Raw genomic sequence first — 17,718 nt, forward strand, 5'->3', positions numbered from 1 at the left:
CTGACTTATGGCCGCTCACAGCCTCTCGGAAGACTTTCGCAAGCTGCTCGCGGGCAGCGAAAACCAGGAACTCAAGCTCGGTATGCTCGTAGACCGGGTGGGTGAAAAGGGCTTCGGCATGTTGCTCGTGCTGCTGGCCCTGCCCAGCGCCCTGCCCATCCCCGCGCCCGGCTACAGCACCCCGTTTGGCATCATGCTGGCCCTGTTGGCCGTGCAGATGATCGGGGGTCGCCACGTGCCAATCTTCCCGGAGCGCTTCCGCAAGATGAAGATCAACCGGAAGCTGGCGGACAACATGCTGAAATTTGCCGCCTCGTTCTTCCAGCGGATCGAGTTCATGATCAAGCCGCGCATGAAGTGGATCGGCGGTAAAGTGGGCAAGAGCCTCATGGGCTGGCTCGTCCTGATCATGGCCTGTCTCATGATCCTTCCCATCCCGTATACCAACACCTTCCCGGCGATGGTGATCTTCCTCCTCGGCATCGGGCTGATGGAAGAAGATGGTCTGTTTTCCCTCTTCGCCTGCGTGATCGGCTTCTTTGCCCTTTGCCTCTACGGCTTCATCATCTACGTGGTCATCGCCTACGGCCCGCACGTTGTCACCCAAGGCGTGGAAGCGGCCAAGGAATGGATCAAGGGCATGATGGGCATCGCGCCCGAACCTGACCCTGCCGCACCCCCCATCGAAGCGCCCAGCACGCTGTTGCGCGGCTGGCTGTTTCGCCGGTGGTAGAACTCAGAGCGGCTACCACTTCTGCTTTGCCAGCCACTCCCGCATCTTACGGAGGGCTTGCGAGCGGTGGGAGATCTCGTTTTTGACCTCCTCGGGCAGCACACCGAAGCTCGTATCGTAGCCCACCGGGCGGAAGAGCGGGTCGTAGCCGAAGCCGTGGTCGCCGTGGCGCTCAAAGAGGATGTGCCCCTCCACCTTGCCTTCGAAGATGTGGCTCTTGCCCTCGGAGTCGATCAAGGCAAGGGCACAGACAAAGCGGCCCGTCCGCTTCTCCAGGGGCGTCTCGCCCAATTCGGCCAGCAGCTTGTCGTTGTTGGCCTCGTCGGCGCCGTGGGTGCCGGCATAGCGGGCGGAGTGGATGCCGGGCTGGCCGTCGAGTGCGTCGACCACGATGCCGCTGTCGTCAGCCAACGCCCACTGCCCCGGTTGGAGCAGAGGCAGTAACGCGCGCGCCTTCAGCTCGGCATTGGCGGCAAAGGTGTCGCCATTTTCATCCACTTCCGGCATGCCGCCGACCGCGTGTGCGCCGTAGATGTTCACGTCGAGCTGCGACTCGCGCATCATGGTGTCGATCTCCTCCAATTTGTGGCGGTTCCCCGTGGCGACAAAAATATCCATAGGTGCAGTCTAGTTCATGAATGGCAGTTAAAAAGAGCAAAAAAGCCGTTCTGATCCAAAAGATGGCGAAGCTCTCTTTCTTACTCAGGCGGAGCCACCATCGTATCCAGCAAGGCCTTGGCAGCGCGCAGATCGGCAATGAAACCCTGCATGGCGTGCTCTCGGTCCGCTTCCGGCAAGCGTAGCAAGTAAGACGGATGCACGGTAGCGAAGAATACCGCCCCGAGGTCCTTGATCTGCGACCGTTCATGCATGCCCCGCATCGTCAAGATCTTGAAATCCGGGCGGATGAGCGACTGAGCCGGAGTGTTGCCCAAGGTTACGATCACTTTGGGCTGCACGTTCAGGATCTCACCCCAGAGCCAAGGGCGACAGGCCTCGATCTCGCTCGTGCTGGCCTTGTCGTGCAGGCGGCGCTTCACATCGTGCCCCGCCTTCCACTTGAAGTGCTTGACTGCATTGGTTACGTAAAGCTCCTCGCGGTCGATCCCAGCGCTGGCCAAGGCGGCATTCAGCAACTGCCCGGCAGGGCCTACAAATGCGCGGCCAGACAGGTCTTCCTGATCGCCGGGCTGCTCGCCCACCAACATGATGCCGGCCCTCTCGTTGCCCTCTCCGAAGACGGTTTGCGTGCTGCGCTCCCAAAGCGTACAGGCCTGGCAGCGTTCGGCCTCACGCCTCAGTTCTGAAAGAGTCGGCGTGCTGGCGGCGACTTGACCGGTGTCGGTCACCGGGCTTGCCTCGTTCAGTGCATGGAGCTGATGGAGGTAAGCATTGCGTGGCGCCGGGCGGGGAGCTTCGGGCTGCCGGGCAAGCATCTGGTGGGTGCGTTGGCCGGACTCGCGGGTCAGCGTTTCGATCAGCGCCGCCTCGGGCAGGTTTTGCCAATACTTACGAGGCATTTCGGCCTGCATGGCCTTCAGCCGGAGGCGCGCGGGGTTGAAGGTGCTCCGGTAATAGCTACGCCAAAGCTCGTCCTGAGCATCCTCCGCCGGCACCGCAGAACGATCCGCCCCCTTGCCGACGGTCAAGATCTCGCCATCCCAATGGATCGACTCTTCGGGAGTAAAGATCGACCAGTTCATCGCGGCGAAACGCTTGACAAAAAAATCTGCCGAGAAGGCGGCGATGCGATGTTCCGGCTCGAACCAAGCTACAAACTGTTCTTGACCATCTACTTCGCCTACCTTTCGAAAGCGCACGAACGCATGCATCTTGTGGCAATCGCGCCGCACGTTTTTGGCGCAAGCCGTCAGTCGGTGTACATCGTCGTCGGTCGTTTTCTCCAGCAAGTGTCGGTCTCCACCCAGCGTCAACCGCCAGAGCACGCGGTAGAGCAGCGGCCAGACCGCCGGACGATGGCAGGCCGCTGTCTGCGCCAACTCGACAAACGCCTTGGGCACCGGAATCCGCCCGGCCCCCGCAAGGGCGGTCTGCGGCTCCGCGTCTGCAAACAAAGACGCCTGCGCCTCCCCTTGCTCCCGCCAGTCGACGTGTTCCGGCAATACTCCGGCCTGCAGCAGGCGCAGAGCCTGTTGACGCCACGCCGGGTAAGTCGGCTCAATCGTCACCACTTCCATTTGGCGCTCAGAGCTCCCCCGTCGTAGCGGTCACTCGGGCCTCGAACAATGCCAGCTCGGTTTGCTGGGGGCGAGGTGCCAGTTCCCGGCGCAGGTCTCGTTGATCCAGCCCGGCGCGACCCGGGTGGTGGTCGGCGGTGATGATGAAAGGCAGGCACTTTTTGAGGCTCACCCTCAGCTTCAGCAGGTCTGCCAGCCGGATGGCGGACAAGCGGCGCAGCATCAGCAGTCGGTTGACGTTGCGCACCCCCAGGCCGGGCACCCGCAGCAGCAGCTCGCGCGAAGCCCGGTTGAGGTCGAGCGGGAACAGGTGACGGTTGCGCAGCGCCCATGCGAGCTTTGGGTCGACGCCCAGATCCAGATTCGCCTGATGGCCTTGGGCCTCGGTTAGTTCGTCAGCCCGGTAGCCATAGAAGCGCATCAGCCAATCAGCCTGATACAGGCGATGCTCTCGCACCAGCGGCGGGGACTGGGCCGGGAGCAGCGTGGAGGTGGACGGAATCGGGCTGAAAGCAGAAAAATAGACGCGCCGGAGCCGGTAATTGGTGTAGAGCAGGCTAGAACGCTGCAGGATGTCGTGATCGCTCGACTCATCCGCCCCAACGATCAGTTGCGTGCTTTGGCCGGTGGCAAAGGGCGGGGGCTGGGCGGCGTGCGCACGCTGGGCCGCCGCCTGTTTTTCCTCCGTCGCCGCCTCGATACGCTGGCGGATCCCAGCCATGGCCTGCTGAGTGCGCTGCAGGTTTTTCTCCGGGGCCAGCCGCCGCAGGCTCGCTTCGGAAGGCAGCTCCACGTTGATGCTGATCCGGTCGGCGTAGCGCCCGGCCTGGGCAATCAACTCCGCCGAGGCTTCGGGGATCGTCTTGAGGTGGATATAGCCGCGAAAGCCATGCTCCTCTCGCAGCTTGCGCGCCACCGCCACCACCTGCTCCATCGTATAGTCGGCGCTGCGGATGATCCCGCTGCTAAGGAAGAGGCCCTCGATGTAGTTGCGTTTATAAAAGTCGAGGGTCAGCCGCACCACCTCGTTGACCGACATGCGGGCACGCTCCACGCTGGACGAGCGACGATTGATGCAGAAGTGACAGTCGTAGATACAGACGTTGGTCAGCAGGATCTTGAGCAGCGAGATGCAGCGCCCATCGGGGGCATAGGAATGGCAGATCCCTACCCTGGTCGCCGAGCCGATGCCCTTGCCATCACGTGAATCCCGAGGCTTCGCACCCGAACTGGCGCAAGAAGCGTCGTATTTGGCGGCATCGGCCAGGATCTCCAGTTTGCGCACAAATTCCACCCGAGAAATAGTGCACAAATGAACATCTAAAGCAAATTGGAAATCCTATACCTTATGCCTTCACCCATCCTCGGTAGAGCGTATCGGGTCCAAAATGCTCGACCTGCAGGGCCTTAAGCTCCAGCGCGTCGGCCATGCGATTGACCGGGAGGCCATGGAAAGGTGTCGGCGCCTGGGGATCGAGCACGAGCTTGGGCGCCTGGTAGACAAAAAGGTAATCGACCTGGCGGTGCAGCCAGAGGTCGCGCGTGAGGTTGGAACCAGCCTCAAGGTAAAGCCCCGTCAGCCCCTTGACCAGCAACGCCTGCCGGAAGTGCCTCCAGAAGGCCGGCCCTTCGCCATGCACGAGCCAAAAGGTGCGGCTGCCCCCCGTGAGTGCGCGGACTTCATCGGTCAGGTGTTCGCTGGAGTCGAAGTGGCCCGCCCAGCGTTCGAGCCGTTCGCGATGGGCGCTCGGGATGACGGTGACGGTGAGGTCGGCGTAAGGGTCGCTGAAGAGCTGGAGGTCTCGACTGCTCTGGCCTAGGCTGCGCAGCGAGCGATCGAAAACGAAACGCGGGCGGGCTTCGGTGCCTTCGCGCAGACGGGCGGTGAGTTGCGGATCGTCGTGCAGCAGCGTCCCTGCCCCGGTGCCGATGGCCGGGAAGTAGTGCCGCCAGCGGTGGACGTCTTCCCGCGCCGCCGGGCCCGTGATCCATTTGGAATCACCCGTACGCGTCGCCGTATGGCCGTCGAGCGTCACCGCCACCTTCAGGGCCAGCAGCGGCTCCCCGGTGGCGATCCAGTGGTTGAAGACGAGGTTGAGGTCGTCGCATGCCTCGGCCAGCACGCCTTCGACCACTTCCACTCCCGCCTCGCGCAAGAGCGGATAGGCTCGCCCGGCGTGTTGGGGATTAGGATCGACCGAGCCTACCACCACGCGCCGGATGCCGCTGGCAAGGATCGTGCCCGTGCAAGGCGGCGTGCGGCCATGCGTGCAACAGGGCTCCAGCGTCACCACGAGCGTCGTCGAGTCGTCGAGCGGCGCGCCGAGGGCCTGCCAGGCGGCAATCGCCTGCTTCTCCGCGTGCATGCCGGGCGGAGGCTGCGTGCGCCCGCGCGCCACGACTTGCCCCTGATGCACCACGAGCGCACCCACCGCCGGGTTGGGGTGCGTGTGGCCGCGAGCCAGCCGGGCCTCCGCGATGGCCTCCCGCATAAACGGCGACCAGTCCATCGGCTAGGCGCGCACGTAGGGGTTGAGGCGGCTTTCCTCGTCCACCGTCGTCGCAGGACCGTGACCGGGCAGCAGTTGCGTCTCGGGCGGCAGGGTGAAAATCTGCTCCTTGATCGAGCGCATCAGCGTGGCCTCATCCCCGCCGGGCAGGTCGTAGCGCCCCACCCCGCGTTTGAAGATCGCATCGCCCACCACCGCGATTGCCAGCTCTGGGAAGTAGATCAGGATGTTGCCGGGGCAATGGCCGGGCACGTGACGGATCTCCGCCTTTTGCCCCAGTATCTCCAGCGGGCCGGGCTCCAGCCAGCGGTCGACCTGGGCCGGTCGCAGCTCGATCCCGGGGATCGAAAACGCGGCCTGCACCTGCGCATCGGTGATGATCGCCTCGTCGTCCCGGTGCGCCCACACGGGAATGCCCGCGTAGTTGAAGTAGTGCGCGTCGAGCATGTGGTCCCAATGCCCGTGAGTGAGGATCAGCGCGTCGATCGAATAGCCCTCTTCCCGCAGCCGCTGCTCGCAGGCCTGCCAGGCCTGCTGCGGCGCATCGAACACGACCGCGTGCTGCGTCGTCTCGTCTTTCAGGATGTAGCAATGCGTGCCGATCGGCGGCAACTCATGTCGCTCCAGTTGCATGAAGGGCAGCGTGGGGAGTAAGCGAGCGGTTGGCAAGGAGGGAGGGGCGTTCCGACGGTCTTGCCAATCCCGCCTGATTCTCTAAATTGAGATTCATGGAAGCCTCTCAGCGTATCACCATTCGCCCCGGGCGGCGCAGCGGCAAACCGTGTATCCGCGACACCCGCATCACGGTGTATGACGTCATGTCCTATTTTGCAGCCGGAATGACCGAGGAGGAAATCCTGCAGGACTTCCCGGATCTGGAGCACGAAGATATTCTGGCGTGCTTTGCCTACGCGGCTGACCGCGAAAGAAGGACATTCGTTATTTCCGCCGCGTGAAGCTGCTTTTTGACGAAAACCTTTCCTCCCGATTGCCTGAAAAGCTGGTAGATCTCTTTCCAGCTTCAAAGCATGTTCGAGACTTCGACCTGCGGGGCGCGGACGATATCAACATCTGGTACCGGGCGAGGTCCCAAGGCTATGCGATAGTATCCAAGGATGATGACTTTAGGGAAGCCGCCCTTATGCATGGCCCGCCCAGCAAGGTAGTCATCCTCGGCCTCGGCAACTGCTCCACCAAAGCGGTTGAAGAGTTGCTCCGGCATCGGGTGAAGGACATTGCTGCGTTTATCGCGGACCCTGAAGCGTCCCTCCTCGAGCTTCCATAGCCTCCCCCTTTTCCCTTGCCTCGTGGGTGCATGATCCGCACGCTGAGCGGTTTCTGCACGTGCCCATGGAAAATACGCTGAAATTTACGGTTCTGCCCGGCGACTATATCGGCCCCGAAGTGATGACGGTGGCCCTCGAAGTGCTCGAGAAGGTGACTTCGGCCGCTGGCCTGAAGCTCGACTACACCACGCACGATGTCGGCGGCGCCGGGATCGACAATCACGGCAAGGCCCTGCCCGAGAGTACGCTGAAGGCCTGCGAACAGGCCGACGCCATCCTGTTTGGCTCCGTCGGTGGGCCTAAGTGGGAAAAGCTGCCCCCGGCCGAGCAGCCGGAGCGCGCGGCCCTGCTGCCCCTGCGCAAGCACTTTACGCTCTTCGCCAACGTGCGCCCCGGCCTGCTCTACCCGGAGCTGCTCGACGCCTCGCCGCTCAAGTCCGAGCGCATCCCCGACGGCATCGACATCGTCTGCATCCGCGAGCTGACGGGCGGCATCTACTTTGGCCAGCCCAAGACCACCCGCGACCTCGAAGACGGCGACGTGGAAGCGATCGACACGATGGTCTACCGCAAGAGCGAGATCCTGCGCATTGCCGAAGTGGCCGCCCAGGCCGCTCTGACCCGCGGCAAGCGCGTGGTGAGCGTCGACAAGGCCAACGTGCTGACGACAAGCGTGCTGTGGCGCAAGACGGTGACCGAGTTCTTCGCCGAGAAGTATCCGGAAATCCAGCTCAGCCACATGTATGTCGACAATGCCGCGATGCAGCTCGCGCGCAGCCCCAACCAGTTTGACGTGCTCTTCACCGAAAACATGTTTGGCGACATCTTGAGCGACGAGATGGCGATCATCTGCGGCAGCCTCGGCATGCTCTGCTCGGCCAGCCTCGGTGCCGGCCAAAACAGCCTCGGCAACCCCTTCGGCCTCTACGAGCCCGCTGGTGGCACGGCCCCCGACATTGCGGGTCAGGGCATCGCCAACCCCTGCGCGCAGATCCTCTCCGCCGCACTCATGCTGCGCTACTCCTTCGGCCGCGACGACCTCGCCAAGCAGATCGAGCAAGCCGTCAAGGCCACCGTCCAGGCCGGCATCCGCACAGGCGACATCGCCTACGGCACCAAGGCCGTCAACACCCGCCAGATGGCCGACGCCATCGTCGAGCGCCTGTAAGCCAGCGGCATCACGTTTTCCATCCAGCCGACGCGCGAAAAGTGCGTCGGCTTTTTATTGCTTGGCCTGCTTCGCCGCCTGAATCGCCTTGCCGAAGATCCTCGACTGCTCGATTGGACCGTAAAAGCGACTGTCCAAGGCAAATCGTGAGTTGTCACCCAAGACAAAGACGGTCCCCGCCGGGATCGTGTAATCCTCGTCATTGCCGTAGGTGTGCAATTGGGGATCGCTCGGCTCTCGGTAAAAGGGCCATTCATCGTCCACGCGCATTCCGTTGAGGAAAAGCTGCCCGCCCTCCATCCGCAGGGTTTCGCCGGGGAAAGCCACGGCGCGCATCATGAGTATGTAACCTTCATCCGCCGGTGACTCGAACAGAATGATGTCCCAGCGCGAGATGTTCTGGAGGCTCTCTTCGCTGAAGCTCACCTGCACCATTTCGTTTTGTTTTATGGTCGGCTCCATTGACTGGCCGAGCATCTTCATAGAGCGCTTTTCTGAGTCGCAGCCAGCAAGCGCGCCGAGGCTCAACAGGGCGACCAGCAGAAGCTTCTTCATTGCTCCGCCTTTTTCGCCGCCTGAATTGCGGGCCAGGTCTCGCGCGTCACCGGGACGACCCCGGCCCGGGCGGCACGCTCCTTCACCTTGGCGACCATGCGCTCCATCGCCGGTCGTGCCAGTTCGGCAAGGCAAACATCTCTGGGCGGCCCTTTAGGTGGTGGATTATCCATCGGGAATTGCTACGCTAGGAGAAAATGCGGCTGTAATCAATCTGCAAGCGCCCTCATACCGCCTTCACCATCATCCAGATTGCCATGGCCATCATCAAGAGATTTTCGGTCAGGGAGAGGAAGCCGAGGGGGACGCTGCTGTCGCCGCCGACGCAGGCGCAATGGAGGTCACGCTTTTCAACATAGACGGCTTTGATGACCGAGATTGCGCCCACCACGCTGATAAACAAGGCAAGCGGTGCGGCGACCCAAGTAAGCAGACCGGCGATCATGAGCACCCCTGCCCCGCCTTCGACGAAGGCATAGAAATAGGCGTAGGGCACGTAGCGTTGTGCGAGGATGTCGTATTGCACAAAGCCGGTCGCGTAAGACTGCAAGTCCTGTAGCTTCTGGATACTCAGCGCGCACATGCTGAAGGCGATGAACAGCTCAGCCACGCGTATCACGTTCAGTGCACCCAGCATGGCCCAACAGGCCGTCAGCGCCATAAGGAACGTGACGGCAAAGATGGCGATGACGGGCTGGTAGGTCTCCCCTTCCTTTGGGTCGGGCCCCTTGCCCAAGTGCTCGCGCAGCTCGTCATAGCCGCCGAGGTGCTGACCCTCGATATAGATTTGCGGCGTCTCGTCCACCCCGTGCTCCTCCTTGAAAGCCTTGTTGGCTTCCATGCTCTCGAGGTGGTGGTCGTTGACGCTATAGCCGTTCCTTTTGAGCAAATCGAAGGCTTTGAGGCCCCACGGGCATAGGTGGTCGGGCGTGACCATGCGGTAAATGTCGGCTTTCTTCTTCATCGTTGCACTTCTCCTGTTCTGACGCGCTGCGTGACCCGCGCCGCCCATGCAGGTCGCAATTTTGGCTCTATTTGCCGGAGGTTATCTGAGCGATCATGGCATGTTCTTCGTTCTTACCGTCCAGTTCGCACTACGGCGGACCGGACTGTCCTCGTTTAGCAGCATATCCGATGCCGCGTCCTCACCTTTCAATTGCCAGTCGAGCCACGCCAGCGCCACGCCGGTGAACTCGCCTCCGTGCGGCCGGTGGTAGGTACCGCCATGGCCCACATCGAGGCTGGCCAGCACGATCGGCACCTGATCGACCCGCTCGAAGTCATCCACTGCGTTTTCGTAGGCGATGTCGGAGGGCCCGCCGATGATGTAGAGCACCGGGGCGTGGAAGTCTTCGAGCACGTCCTTGGAGAGCGCGGGCATGCCGGGCAAGGGGGATGGGTTCGGAAGCACGCCGCTGTTGCAGATGACGCTGGTGCGGATACGTGGATCGCCCGAAATCTCGATTGCCTGCAGCCCACCGCAAGACATCCCCATCGCGGCGACCTGCGACGTATCAACCTTGCCGTGATACTGGCTGTCGCGCGCGCCGTTCTGCTGAGTGATCCAGTCGAGCGCATCGAGCAACTGCTGCGAGGAGGTGGGCCCGCGGGAGGTCTCGTCGCGCACGTCGATCTTGTCCAGCCGACCGATGGCGAGGATCAGGTAACCGTGCGATGCGATCTCGTTGAGGAAGTTCTTATGCTCCTGCGTGGTGTTGGCACACGCGCCGTTGCCCCACAGCAGAATTGGGAGCTTTTGCTCGCCGCCGAAAGGCTCGAGATTCTCGGGACGAAAGATCGTCATCCCGGGTAGTCCCGGGTCCTCGGTCACGACAGCCGAGTGAGGGCCCGTGCCGCCTTCCTCGATGTAGACCGCCGCGTCACCGGACGTCTGCTTCGACTTGGGCTCGGCGGGATCAAACAGAGCGTAGGCCTTCGCCAAAAATTTGGGGTAAAGATCCTCCGCCTCAAACATGTTGGTGTAATACAGGACGATCAGGTCCTTCTCGGGGTCGACGATATAGGCGGTCTTGAGCATCCCGCCCCAGGCAAAGGCGGAATCCGAAACCGCGGGCACGGGCTTTTTCTCGGGGTGCAACTCGAAGCCGAGGCCGAACTGGAAGCCCTTTTCTGCCCCGCTGTTCTCCGGCAGGCGGTTGATCGTCGTCATCAGCTCGACCGTCTCCGGCTTCAAAATACGGTGCCCGTTGAATTCGCCTTTATTGAGCAGCATCTGGCAAAACTTGGCGTAGTCTTCGATCGGCCCGTTCAAGCCGATGGCGCCCTCGGCATAGGTTTGCTCTTCGCTGAAGGTGCCTTCGCTATAAATATTCGTGCCGGGCAAGAGCTTTCCATCCACGGCGCGGTAGGCTTTCACAAAGCGCTCGCGATCCTCTTCGCCATAATACCAGTCGGTCTCGTCCATGCCGAGCGGGTCGAGGATCTTTTCCTTCACATATTCGCGCAGCGGCTGACCGGAAATGCGCTCGACCATGTAGGCAAGCATGTTAGTGCTCACGTGGTAATTCCACTGCGTGCCGGGGTCGAAGCCGAGCGGATACTTCACCAGCGAAAGCATTTCTTCTTCGAGGTATTTGGCCTCGTAATTTCCGCCGCCGCTATGCTGTCCGGCGGGAACCTTTTCCGGCGAAAAGCCGCCGAAGCCAGCCGGGGCCTCGCCCGCCTTGCGCTCCGCCATGCGGATCTCCCGGACGAGTCCGGCGCCGAGGCCGGAGGTGTGGCTCATGAGGTGGACAAACGTCACGGGCGTCTTGGCCGGGCGCGTCTCGTAGGTGCCGTCTGCATGCACCTCCGTCACCACCTGGTCGGGGAACTCCGGCAAATACTTGGAGACCGGGTCGTCGATCGACACCAGCCCCTGCTCCACCAGGGTCATGAAGGCCACCGTCGTGACGGCCTTCGTTTGCGAAAACAGCACGTAGTAGTCGTCCGTGGTCGCCGGGATTTCGTTCTCCACATCCTTCCAGCCAAAAGCCTTCTGGTAGACGACATCGCCACCGCGCGCGACAAAACCGACCACGCTGCTCAGCTTTTTCTCGTCCACGAACGACTCCAGCAGCGCGTCGATCTCCTCGATCTCGGCAGGGGTGACGCCCACCGCTTCCAGGTCGGGCTGATGGTTGAATTCCTGAGGCCCGGCAGCATAGGCGCTGCCGAACAAAAAGCCAACGGCACAAGCCGCCGCAAGGCGCATGCTCGAAATCTTCATGCAAACGTGGGGTAAGGAGTGTTGGGGTGGTCGAGCAGACTGACCACAGGGCAAGGTTGGTGCAGATTAGTCTGCTCGCGAACAGCCTATCCTCCTACATGCGCCCTTTGCAAGGCCGACGCGCCAATGGTGAGGGGGGGGGAACTATTGTCGTAAGAAGACGCCTTGTAGGACCATGTTCTCCAAATCCGTCGCATAACTGTCCATAGCTTTAATAACAAAATCAACACATTCTTGAGAAAAGTCCTCTTCGGGCTCGAAAAACTCTCCATGTGCAATCTGACATCTGTAGCGAACGAGGTCATTCATAAACGGTCCCCATGTTGCCCATCGAGAAGCGAAATCTATACCAACACTGATACAAATATCCGCAAACACTTCTGCATTAAGATTAGATTCTGTATCTATAAGCTGGCTAGCATCAGCACTACAATTAAAATCACGACAATCAACCAAGCGAGATACGACTGCGAGATGGGGATTAATTCTTCGGGTCGCGCCTTGAGCAACAAGAAGTTCCTGGCGGCATACGAGCGCTTGGAGATTCGCTGCAAGAGAGGAAAAAGGTCGAGATTTTGAAAAAATGCACTTCAGGTATGCGATAGAAGCATTTTTCACAAAGCCTTCCCAGTGCGCATATGAAAATACTATTGCATTTCTTCTCTCACGTATTTTTGGATCTCGCGAAGAGATTTTTGCTAAAGCATTCGCAATAGAAGTTAGCTCGACACGCCTCCATGCGCGCTCGCCAGCGAGATAATCAATCAACTCACTCGCTCCGCGAATCTTCATTTTTGAATCCATTTACGACCAAACTCAATGGTTTCCGGTATGCGAGTTGAGGCACGGACCCCGGAACCCACAAAGGGCTGATTCTTCAACTCATCCCAAAGCGCTTTATGCTTATCTTTGAAGCGAGCACCATCTGGTAAACTTCTCCCTTGCAACAACTCGTAGCCCAAGCTCACTGCCACAACTTCAAATAACGATCTCAAAAGAGGACCCACGTACTTCCTCCTAGATGCATCATAGCGCCTGAAGGCGTTATCCCCCAGATGTTCAGCTAAAAACTCAAAGCTCTCATTAAACGCAAGTTGAACTGCTGTTCGTTTAAAGTGCGAGTCGTTTGCATGCCTAACCACTTCTTCATTTAAATAAGAGCCGAGCTCTGATATGCTCTGTAGCTCCGCTGGATCCCTCAGAAGAAACACCATGAAACGTGTGACGAGTTCGAGATCAAAAGCTTCCTCTTGAGCGCGATCCGTCAGGGTCAGCGTGCTCTGAAAATGCACATTCTCTCCTAAACTCTTAAACCATTCAAAAAATGCGGGGTCCGCCATCACAAGAAGGCAGTTGCGAACCTCTTGCTCCGTTGCCTGAGCACCCCCAGTGTTTAATCGCTGAAAGACTTCAAACTTAACATCCACCTCACTGGTGCTTCGAACAATGTTAACGTCAAGGCGTGCGCGCTTGATCTTAATTTTGACGGCCTCTGGCAAATCAAACAATGGGTCGTCAGCATCCCACTTTCGTCCCTCAAAGTCTGGTAGATAATGCGTTCGGGTCAACACTAAAGCTGGCCTCAGCACCCCATCCTTATCTTTAAGCTGCCCCATCACCTCCAATATTGTTGACAAGCGTTGCACTCCATCAATCACATCCCACTTAGAGTCACCTCGTTCCGCTACAAACACTGGAGGGACAGGAATACCTAAGACTAATGACTCTATCAGGCGGGTTTTTTGTTCCGGGCTCCAGCGAAAAAAACGCTGGAAGGCTGGATGCAACTCTAGCTCTCCATCAGCATACATTGCAGCAGCTTCGCTGACTGACATCGAGTAAGACTGAGTGCTTACAACTTTCGAGTTCTGCCTAATCTGATCTTCAAGACTCATAGAGTCATTTTTTCCCTCCCACTATTAATCTGCAAGCCTATTTGGGTGCCCCTCCCCCACCTTTCCCCCTTGCCAACGAGCGCCCGGCTTGCCAGCCTGAGACCTTTTGCCATGACGTCTGCCGAAGTCCGCCAATCTTTCCTGGATTTCTTTGCCAGCAAGCAACACGAGATCGTGCCCTCGGCCTCGCTGCTGCCGACCGCGCCGAATCTGCTGTTTACGAACGCGGGGATGAACCAGTTCGTGCCCTACTTCCTGGGTGATCGCCAGGCCCCCTACAATCGGGCGGCGGACACGCAGAAGTGCATCCGCGCGGGCGGCAAGCACAACGACCTCGACGATGTGGGCTTCGACGCCTACCACCAGACGTTTTTCGAGATGCTGGGCAACTGGTCGTTTGGCGACTACTTCAAGAAGGAGGCGCTCGAATGGTCGTGGGAGCTGCTGACCAAGATTTGGGGCTTCCCGGCCGAGCGCCTGTATGCGACCGTCTACATGCCCAAGGATGGCGACCCGGCCGATTTCGACCAGGAGGCCTACGACGTGTGGGCGGGCATCTTTGAGCGCGCCGGGCTGGACCCGAAGAAGCACATCAAATACGGCGGCAAGAAGGACAATTTCTGGATGATGGGCGACACGGGCCCCTGCGGCCCCTGCTCCGAGATCCACATGGACCTGACGGCCGAAAACAAGGGCGAACAGGTCAACGCCGACAGCCCGTGGTGCATCGAGCTGTGGAACAACGTGTTCATCCAGTTCAACGCGACCGAAACGGGCGACTTTGTGCCGCTGAAGGCCAAGCACGTCGACACGGGCATGGGTTTTGAGCGCGTCGCCGGCATCATCGCGACGACCAAGGGTTTCAAGGAATACAAGGTCCCGCCGAGCAATTACAATGCGGACCTGTTCGAGCCGATCTTCCGCAAGATCACCGAGCTGAGCGGTCGCACCTACGACCGCACGCTGCCGGTCGACCCGAAGCACCCGACGGAAGTGGAGATGAAGGACATCGTCTTCCGCGTGCTGGCCGACCACATCCGCTGCCTCTGCTGCGCCATCGCCGACGGCATCCTGCCGGGCAACGAGGGTCGCAACTACGTGCTGCGCCGCATCTTGCGCCGCGCGGTGATGTATGGCCGTCGTCTGGAGTTGAAGGCCGGTTTCTTTACGGAGCTGGTCGATCCGGTGGTGCAGACCCTTGGCGGCGTCTTCCCGGAGCTGAACGAGCGCCAGGACATGATCCGCAAGGTGATCGCGAGCGAGGAAACCGCCTTCGACCGCACGCTCGACCGCGGCATGGCCGAGTTTGCCAAGATGACCGAAGGCCAGAGCGAAGTCAGCGGCGTGCAGGCCTTTACACTTTACGACACCTACGGCTTCCCGCTCGACCTGACCCAGATCATCGCGGGCGAGCGCGGCCTGAAGGTCGATACGTCAGGCTTTGAGGTGGAGATGGAGAAGCAGCGCGAGCGGGCCCGGGCCAACCAGAAGAAGGAAATCGTCCGCGTGACCGACGATTCGAGCGCCAAGGCCACGCCGTTCGTGGGTTACGACCCGCTGCAGTGGCGCCAGCTCGACGCCCAAGTGCTCGACGTAGTGAAAAACGGCGACCGCACCTTCCTCGTCTTTGCCCGCACCCCTTTCTATGCGGAAATGGGCGGCCAGGTCGGCGACCGTGGCGAGGCCCGCATCGGCGGCCAGACGGTCAAGATCCTCGATACGCAAAAGGACAGCGGCGGCACCTTCCTGCACGAGGTCGAACTCGACGCAGCGACGGCTGCGCAGGCGGAGTCCTGGATCGGCCAGTCGGCCCTGTTGAGCCTTGACCTGCCCAACCGCCACCAGATCCAGCGCCACCACAGCGCCACGCACATCCTGCACTGGGCCTTGCGCACGGTGTTGGGCGACCACGTGCACCAGGCGGGCTCTTACGTGGGCCCCGACCGCCTGCGTTTCGACTTTGCCCACTTCGAGGCGATCAAGCCGGAGCAACTGGCCGAGATCGAGCGCCTTTGCAACGAGAAGATCCTCAGCAACGACTCGGTGCGCTGGTACGAAATTGCGTTCGACCAAAAGCCGGCGGACGTCGTGGCCTTCTTTGGCGACAAATACGGCGACCGCGTGCGCGTGGTCGAGATCGGCGGCACGGTGTCGGTCGAAGCGGCCGGCCAATCCTACGAGCTGACGGATCGTCCCGAAGGCGGCTGGTCGGCGGAGCTTTGCGGCGGCACGCACGTGCAGGCCACGGGCGAGATCGGTTTGCTGAAGGTCCTCGCCGACAGCGCAGTGAGCGCCGGCACGCGCCGGATTGAAGCCGTGGCCGGTGAAGCCGCGCTCCGGCTGGCCAACGACCGCTGGAATCTGGTCGACGGCCTCGCCAAGCGTTTTTCGAGCAAGCCGAGCGAAGTCGAAGGCCGCGTGCTGGATCTGCAGGACCGCCTCGCCCAAACCGAGCGCGAGCTGAAGCAACTGCGCGCCAAGGCCGCGGCCGGTCAAGCCGAAGAGCTGCTGAGCCTGGCCAAGGATAAGGACGGCCTGAGCGTGCTCGCGGTGGTGCTGGAAGTTGGCAACCCGAACGAGCTGCGCGAGCTGGGCGCCAAGATCCACCAGAAGATGCAGAACGGCCTCCTCGTGGCGGCCAGCGTCTTCGGCCCCAAGGTGACCGTCTGTGCATTCGCCTCCGACGCCGCGATCAAGGCGGGCTTCAAGGCGGGCGACATCATCCGCGACTTGACGAACGAACTCGGTGGCAAGGGCGGCGGCAAGCCCGACTTTGCCATGGGCGGCGGCACCGAACCGGGTCAGCTCGGGGGAGTGCTTGCCAAGTGGCAGGCCAAGGTGGTCGACTAATCGCGCGCCAGCAGGTCTTCAATGACTTGCTGCAATTCAGCTTTCGCTTCTTCGGGCGAAAGCTCCTTGTTTGCGGCGGCATGGGATAACCCCTCCGCCGCTCCCAGCATGGCATACATTCCTGCCATGCCGACGGCACCGGCTTTTGCCACGGCGTCCAGCGCCCGCTTGCAGAGGTGCAAAAAGTCGTGGTCCGACTGGCGCTTGACCGCCTCCAGTTCCGGCGAGGTGCCGAGCGCGGCCACGAGGCCCGGAATTTCTTGGGCCTGCGCCATCACGCAATCGACGTAGCCGACCGCAATGACCTTCGCAACGCCCTTCGGTGTAGGGGCTCCCTGCTCGAGCGCGGTTTCGATCAAGCGGGTCTGCCGCACGTCGAATTCTCGATAGAGCTCGATCAACAAGCCGGTGCGGCTTTCGAAGTGGTTATAGGCCAGCGGCTTGGTCACTCCCGCTTCAGCCGCGACTTGCGCGAGGCTGAGGGCTTCCGTGCCTTGCTGGCGAATCAGGCGCCAGGCCACATCGAGCAGTTGTCGATGGCGCTCATCCCAGGACAGGCGTTTCCGGGCCCCGGCTTCGTCGATGAAGTTGGAGTCGCTTGACATATTACCGACGGTAACTTACTTTAGGTAACTTTATATCCACTTGAATCTTTTTCAAGCGCCCTATCCATGCACGTTTTGATCGTATACTCTCACCCGAAGCCGACTTCATTGACCGCAAGCTTAGCCAAAACGCTCGCCAGCGCAATCGAATCATCTGAGGGATCCCATACTGCAGAAATTGCGGATCTTGCCAGCGAAGGCTTCGACCCTCGTTTCACCGAGCGCGACATCACCGTGCAGCATGGTAAATCGGATCAGCTACCCGAGATCGTGGCCGAGCAACAGCGGATCGACCGGGCGGACGCTCTGGTGCTGGTCTACCCGGTCTACTGGTGGTCGTTCCCTGCCCTGCTCAAGGGCTGGATCGATCGGGTGTTCATGAACGGGTGGGCTTATGATGATCGCACCGAACCGGGAAAGGTCAGGAAGCTACTCAGCCGCCTGCCTGTCCATACCATCGCGCTGGCCGGGGCCGACGAACGCACCTACGCCCGCCACGGCTATTTCGGCGCGATGAAGCTGCAGATCAACCAAGGCATCTTCGACTACTGTGGGGCTACCGTCCGGACCTCGGAACTGGTTTTCGAGTTCGATCCGGAAGGCGCGCTGCAGACAGCGAAGGATCTGGCCTCGCGGATCTGCGGAAAGCAGTGAGGGATTGAGAAGCGGCTACGATGGGCTAATGTCTG

At 60.7% G+C, this 17,718-nt stretch carries 18 protein-coding genes; 6 read left to right on the forward strand and 12 right to left on the reverse strand.

All coding sequences use genetic code 11. The features are described 5' to 3' along the window. Positions 1 to 7 precede the first annotated feature (7 nt). Complete coding sequence (locus Q7P63_17875; GenBank protein ID MDP0501966.1) at positions 8 to 733, forward strand: exopolysaccharide biosynthesis protein; 726 nt, start codon at positions 8 to 10, stop codon at positions 731 to 733. 12 nt (positions 734 to 745) lie between these two features. Here the strand turns inward: Q7P63_17875 and rdgB are convergent, their stop codons facing one another. From rdgB to Q7P63_17900, 5 genes are all read right to left on the reverse strand, one after another. Further along, the gene (rdgB, locus tag Q7P63_17880; GenBank protein MDP0501967.1) at positions 746 to 1,351 is read right to left on the reverse strand and encodes an RdgB/HAM1 family non-canonical purine NTP pyrophosphatase; all 606 of its coding nucleotides are present in this window, start codon (positions 1,349 to 1,351) and stop codon (positions 746 to 748) included. Between the two features lie 80 nt (positions 1,352 to 1,431). Beyond that, on the reverse strand, positions 1,432 to 2,931 hold the full coding sequence (locus Q7P63_17885) for a UdgX family uracil-DNA binding protein (protein MDP0501968.1): 1,500 nt from the start codon (positions 2,929 to 2,931) through the stop codon (positions 1,432 to 1,434). Between the two features lie 7 nt (positions 2,932 to 2,938). After that, on the reverse strand, positions 2,939 to 4,225 hold the full coding sequence (locus tag Q7P63_17890) for a putative DNA modification/repair radical SAM protein (GenBank protein ID MDP0501969.1): 1,287 nt from the start codon (positions 4,223 to 4,225) through the stop codon (positions 2,939 to 2,941). Between the two features lie 52 nt (positions 4,226 to 4,277). Then, positions 4,278 to 5,441, reverse strand: coding sequence for a bifunctional diaminohydroxyphosphoribosylaminopyrimidine deaminase/5-amino-6-(5-phosphoribosylamino)uracil reductase RibD (ribD, locus tag Q7P63_17895; GenBank protein MDP0501970.1), 1,164 nt, complete (start codon positions 5,439 to 5,441; stop codon positions 4,278 to 4,280). Between the two features lie 3 nt (positions 5,442 to 5,444). Next, positions 5,445 to 6,074, reverse strand: a complete 630-nt coding sequence (locus Q7P63_17900; GenBank protein ID MDP0501971.1) for an MBL fold metallo-hydrolase — start codon at positions 6,072 to 6,074, stop codon at positions 5,445 to 5,447. Between the two features lie 95 nt (positions 6,075 to 6,169). On the opposite strand from Q7P63_17900, the gene Q7P63_17905 reads away from it, so the two are divergent. From Q7P63_17905 to leuB, 3 genes are all read left to right on the forward strand, one after another. Next, complete coding sequence (locus Q7P63_17905) at positions 6,170 to 6,397, forward strand: DUF433 domain-containing protein (protein MDP0501972.1); 228 nt, start codon at positions 6,170 to 6,172, stop codon at positions 6,395 to 6,397. Continuing rightward, complete coding sequence (locus tag Q7P63_17910; protein MDP0501973.1) at positions 6,394 to 6,726, forward strand: DUF5615 family PIN-like protein; 333 nt, start codon at positions 6,394 to 6,396, stop codon at positions 6,724 to 6,726. The genes Q7P63_17905 and Q7P63_17910 overlap by 4 nt, the downstream gene beginning before the upstream one ends. Before the next feature lie 65 nt (positions 6,727 to 6,791). Beyond that, on the forward strand, positions 6,792 to 7,895 hold the full coding sequence (gene leuB, locus Q7P63_17915; GenBank protein ID MDP0501974.1) for a 3-isopropylmalate dehydrogenase: 1,104 nt from the start codon (positions 6,792 to 6,794) through the stop codon (positions 7,893 to 7,895). A gap of 54 nt (positions 7,896 to 7,949) precedes the next feature. On the opposite strand, the gene lepB is transcribed toward leuB, so the two are convergent. The 6 genes from lepB to Q7P63_17945 form a co-directional block, all read right to left on the reverse strand. Beyond that, a complete protein-coding gene (gene lepB, locus Q7P63_17920) occupies positions 7,950 to 8,450 on the reverse strand; it encodes a signal peptidase I (protein MDP0501975.1) in 501 nt (166 codons plus the stop codon). Further along, positions 8,447 to 8,623, reverse strand: a complete 177-nt coding sequence (locus Q7P63_17925) for a hypothetical protein (protein ID MDP0501976.1) — start codon at positions 8,621 to 8,623, stop codon at positions 8,447 to 8,449. The genes lepB and Q7P63_17925 overlap by 4 nt, the downstream gene beginning before the upstream one ends. A 53-nt stretch (positions 8,624 to 8,676) precedes the next feature. Further along, positions 8,677 to 9,414: a glutaredoxin gene (locus Q7P63_17930; GenBank protein ID MDP0501977.1), complete on the reverse strand. Its 738-nt coding sequence runs from the start codon at positions 9,412 to 9,414 to the stop codon at positions 8,677 to 8,679. 93 nt (positions 9,415 to 9,507) lie between these two features. Further along, on the reverse strand, positions 9,508 to 11,679 hold the full coding sequence (locus Q7P63_17935) for a serine hydrolase (protein MDP0501978.1): 2,172 nt from the start codon (positions 11,677 to 11,679) through the stop codon (positions 9,508 to 9,510). 144 nt (positions 11,680 to 11,823) lie between these two features. Continuing rightward, a complete protein-coding gene (locus Q7P63_17940; GenBank protein MDP0501979.1) occupies positions 11,824 to 12,471 on the reverse strand; it encodes an MAE_28990/MAE_18760 family HEPN-like nuclease in 648 nt (215 codons plus the stop codon). Continuing rightward, entirely contained in the window at positions 12,468 to 13,514 is a 1,047-nt protein-coding gene (locus Q7P63_17945; protein MDP0501980.1) for a DUF262 domain-containing protein, read from the reverse strand. Before Q7P63_17945 ends, Q7P63_17940 begins: the two co-directional genes overlap by 4 nt. 171 nt (positions 13,515 to 13,685) lie before the next feature. On the opposite strand from Q7P63_17945, the gene alaS reads away from it, so the two are divergent. Then, positions 13,686 to 16,424 carry an alanine--tRNA ligase gene (gene alaS, locus Q7P63_17950; protein ID MDP0501981.1) on the forward strand — a complete coding sequence of 913 codons (2,739 nt, stop codon included), beginning with the start codon at positions 13,686 to 13,688 and terminating at the stop codon, positions 16,422 to 16,424. Here alaS and Q7P63_17955 read toward each other — a convergent pair. Next, on the reverse strand, positions 16,421 to 17,029 hold the full coding sequence (locus Q7P63_17955; protein MDP0501982.1) for a TetR/AcrR family transcriptional regulator: 609 nt from the start codon (positions 17,027 to 17,029) through the stop codon (positions 16,421 to 16,423). The two genes, alaS and Q7P63_17955, sit on opposite strands and share 4 nt — an antisense overlap. A 66-nt stretch (positions 17,030 to 17,095) precedes the next feature. Between Q7P63_17955 and Q7P63_17960 the strand changes: the two genes are divergently transcribed. Next, complete coding sequence (locus Q7P63_17960) at positions 17,096 to 17,683, forward strand: NAD(P)H-dependent oxidoreductase (protein MDP0501983.1); 588 nt, start codon at positions 17,096 to 17,098, stop codon at positions 17,681 to 17,683. Positions 17,684 to 17,718: the final 35 nt, after the last annotated feature.

Source organism: Verrucomicrobiota bacterium JB022 (genome assembly GCA_030673845.1).
GTDB lineage: Bacteria > Verrucomicrobiota > Verrucomicrobiia > Opitutales > Oceanipulchritudinaceae > WOUP01.

Excerpts from the sequence above, each read along its gene's own strand:
- Q7P63_17925 (MDP0501976.1), bottom strand. The coding sequence starts at position 8,623 with ATGGATAATCCACCACCTAAAGGGCCGCCCAGAGATGTTTGCCTTGCC.
- Q7P63_17945 (MDP0501980.1), bottom strand. The coding sequence starts at position 13,514 with ATGTCAGTCAGCGAAGCTGCTGCAATGTATGCTGATGGAGAGCTAGAG.
- Q7P63_17905 (MDP0501972.1), top strand. The coding sequence starts at position 6,170 with ATGGAAGCCTCTCAGCGTATCACCATTCGCCCCGGGCGGCGCAGCGGC.
- alaS (MDP0501981.1), top strand. The coding sequence starts at position 13,686 with ATGACGTCTGCCGAAGTCCGCCAATCTTTCCTGGATTTCTTTGCCAGC.
- Q7P63_17875 (MDP0501966.1), top strand. The coding sequence starts at position 8 with ATGGCCGCTCACAGCCTCTCGGAAGACTTTCGCAAGCTGCTCGCGGGC.
- Q7P63_17960 (MDP0501983.1), top strand. The coding sequence starts at position 17,096 with ATGCACGTTTTGATCGTATACTCTCACCCGAAGCCGACTTCATTGACC.
- Q7P63_17935 (MDP0501978.1), bottom strand. The coding sequence starts at position 11,679 with ATGAAGATTTCGAGCATGCGCCTTGCGGCGGCTTGTGCCGTTGGCTTT.
- Q7P63_17930 (MDP0501977.1), bottom strand. The coding sequence starts at position 9,414 with ATGAAGAAGAAAGCCGACATTTACCGCATGGTCACGCCCGACCACCTA.
- Q7P63_17955 (MDP0501982.1), bottom strand. The coding sequence starts at position 17,029 with ATGTCAAGCGACTCCAACTTCATCGACGAAGCCGGGGCCCGGAAACGC.
- Q7P63_17885 (MDP0501968.1), bottom strand. The coding sequence starts at position 2,931 with ATGGAAGTGGTGACGATTGAGCCGACTTACCCGGCGTGGCGTCAACAG.
- Q7P63_17900 (MDP0501971.1), bottom strand. The coding sequence starts at position 6,074 with ATGCAACTGGAGCGACATGAGTTGCCGCCGATCGGCACGCATTGCTAC.
- lepB (MDP0501975.1), bottom strand. The coding sequence starts at position 8,450 with ATGAAGAAGCTTCTGCTGGTCGCCCTGTTGAGCCTCGGCGCGCTTGCT.
- leuB (MDP0501974.1), top strand. The coding sequence starts at position 6,792 with ATGGAAAATACGCTGAAATTTACGGTTCTGCCCGGCGACTATATCGGC.
- Q7P63_17940 (MDP0501979.1), bottom strand. The coding sequence starts at position 12,471 with ATGAAGATTCGCGGAGCGAGTGAGTTGATTGATTATCTCGCTGGCGAG.
- rdgB (MDP0501967.1), bottom strand. The coding sequence starts at position 1,351 with ATGGATATTTTTGTCGCCACGGGGAACCGCCACAAATTGGAGGAGATC.
- ribD (MDP0501970.1), bottom strand. The coding sequence starts at position 5,441 with ATGGACTGGTCGCCGTTTATGCGGGAGGCCATCGCGGAGGCCCGGCTG.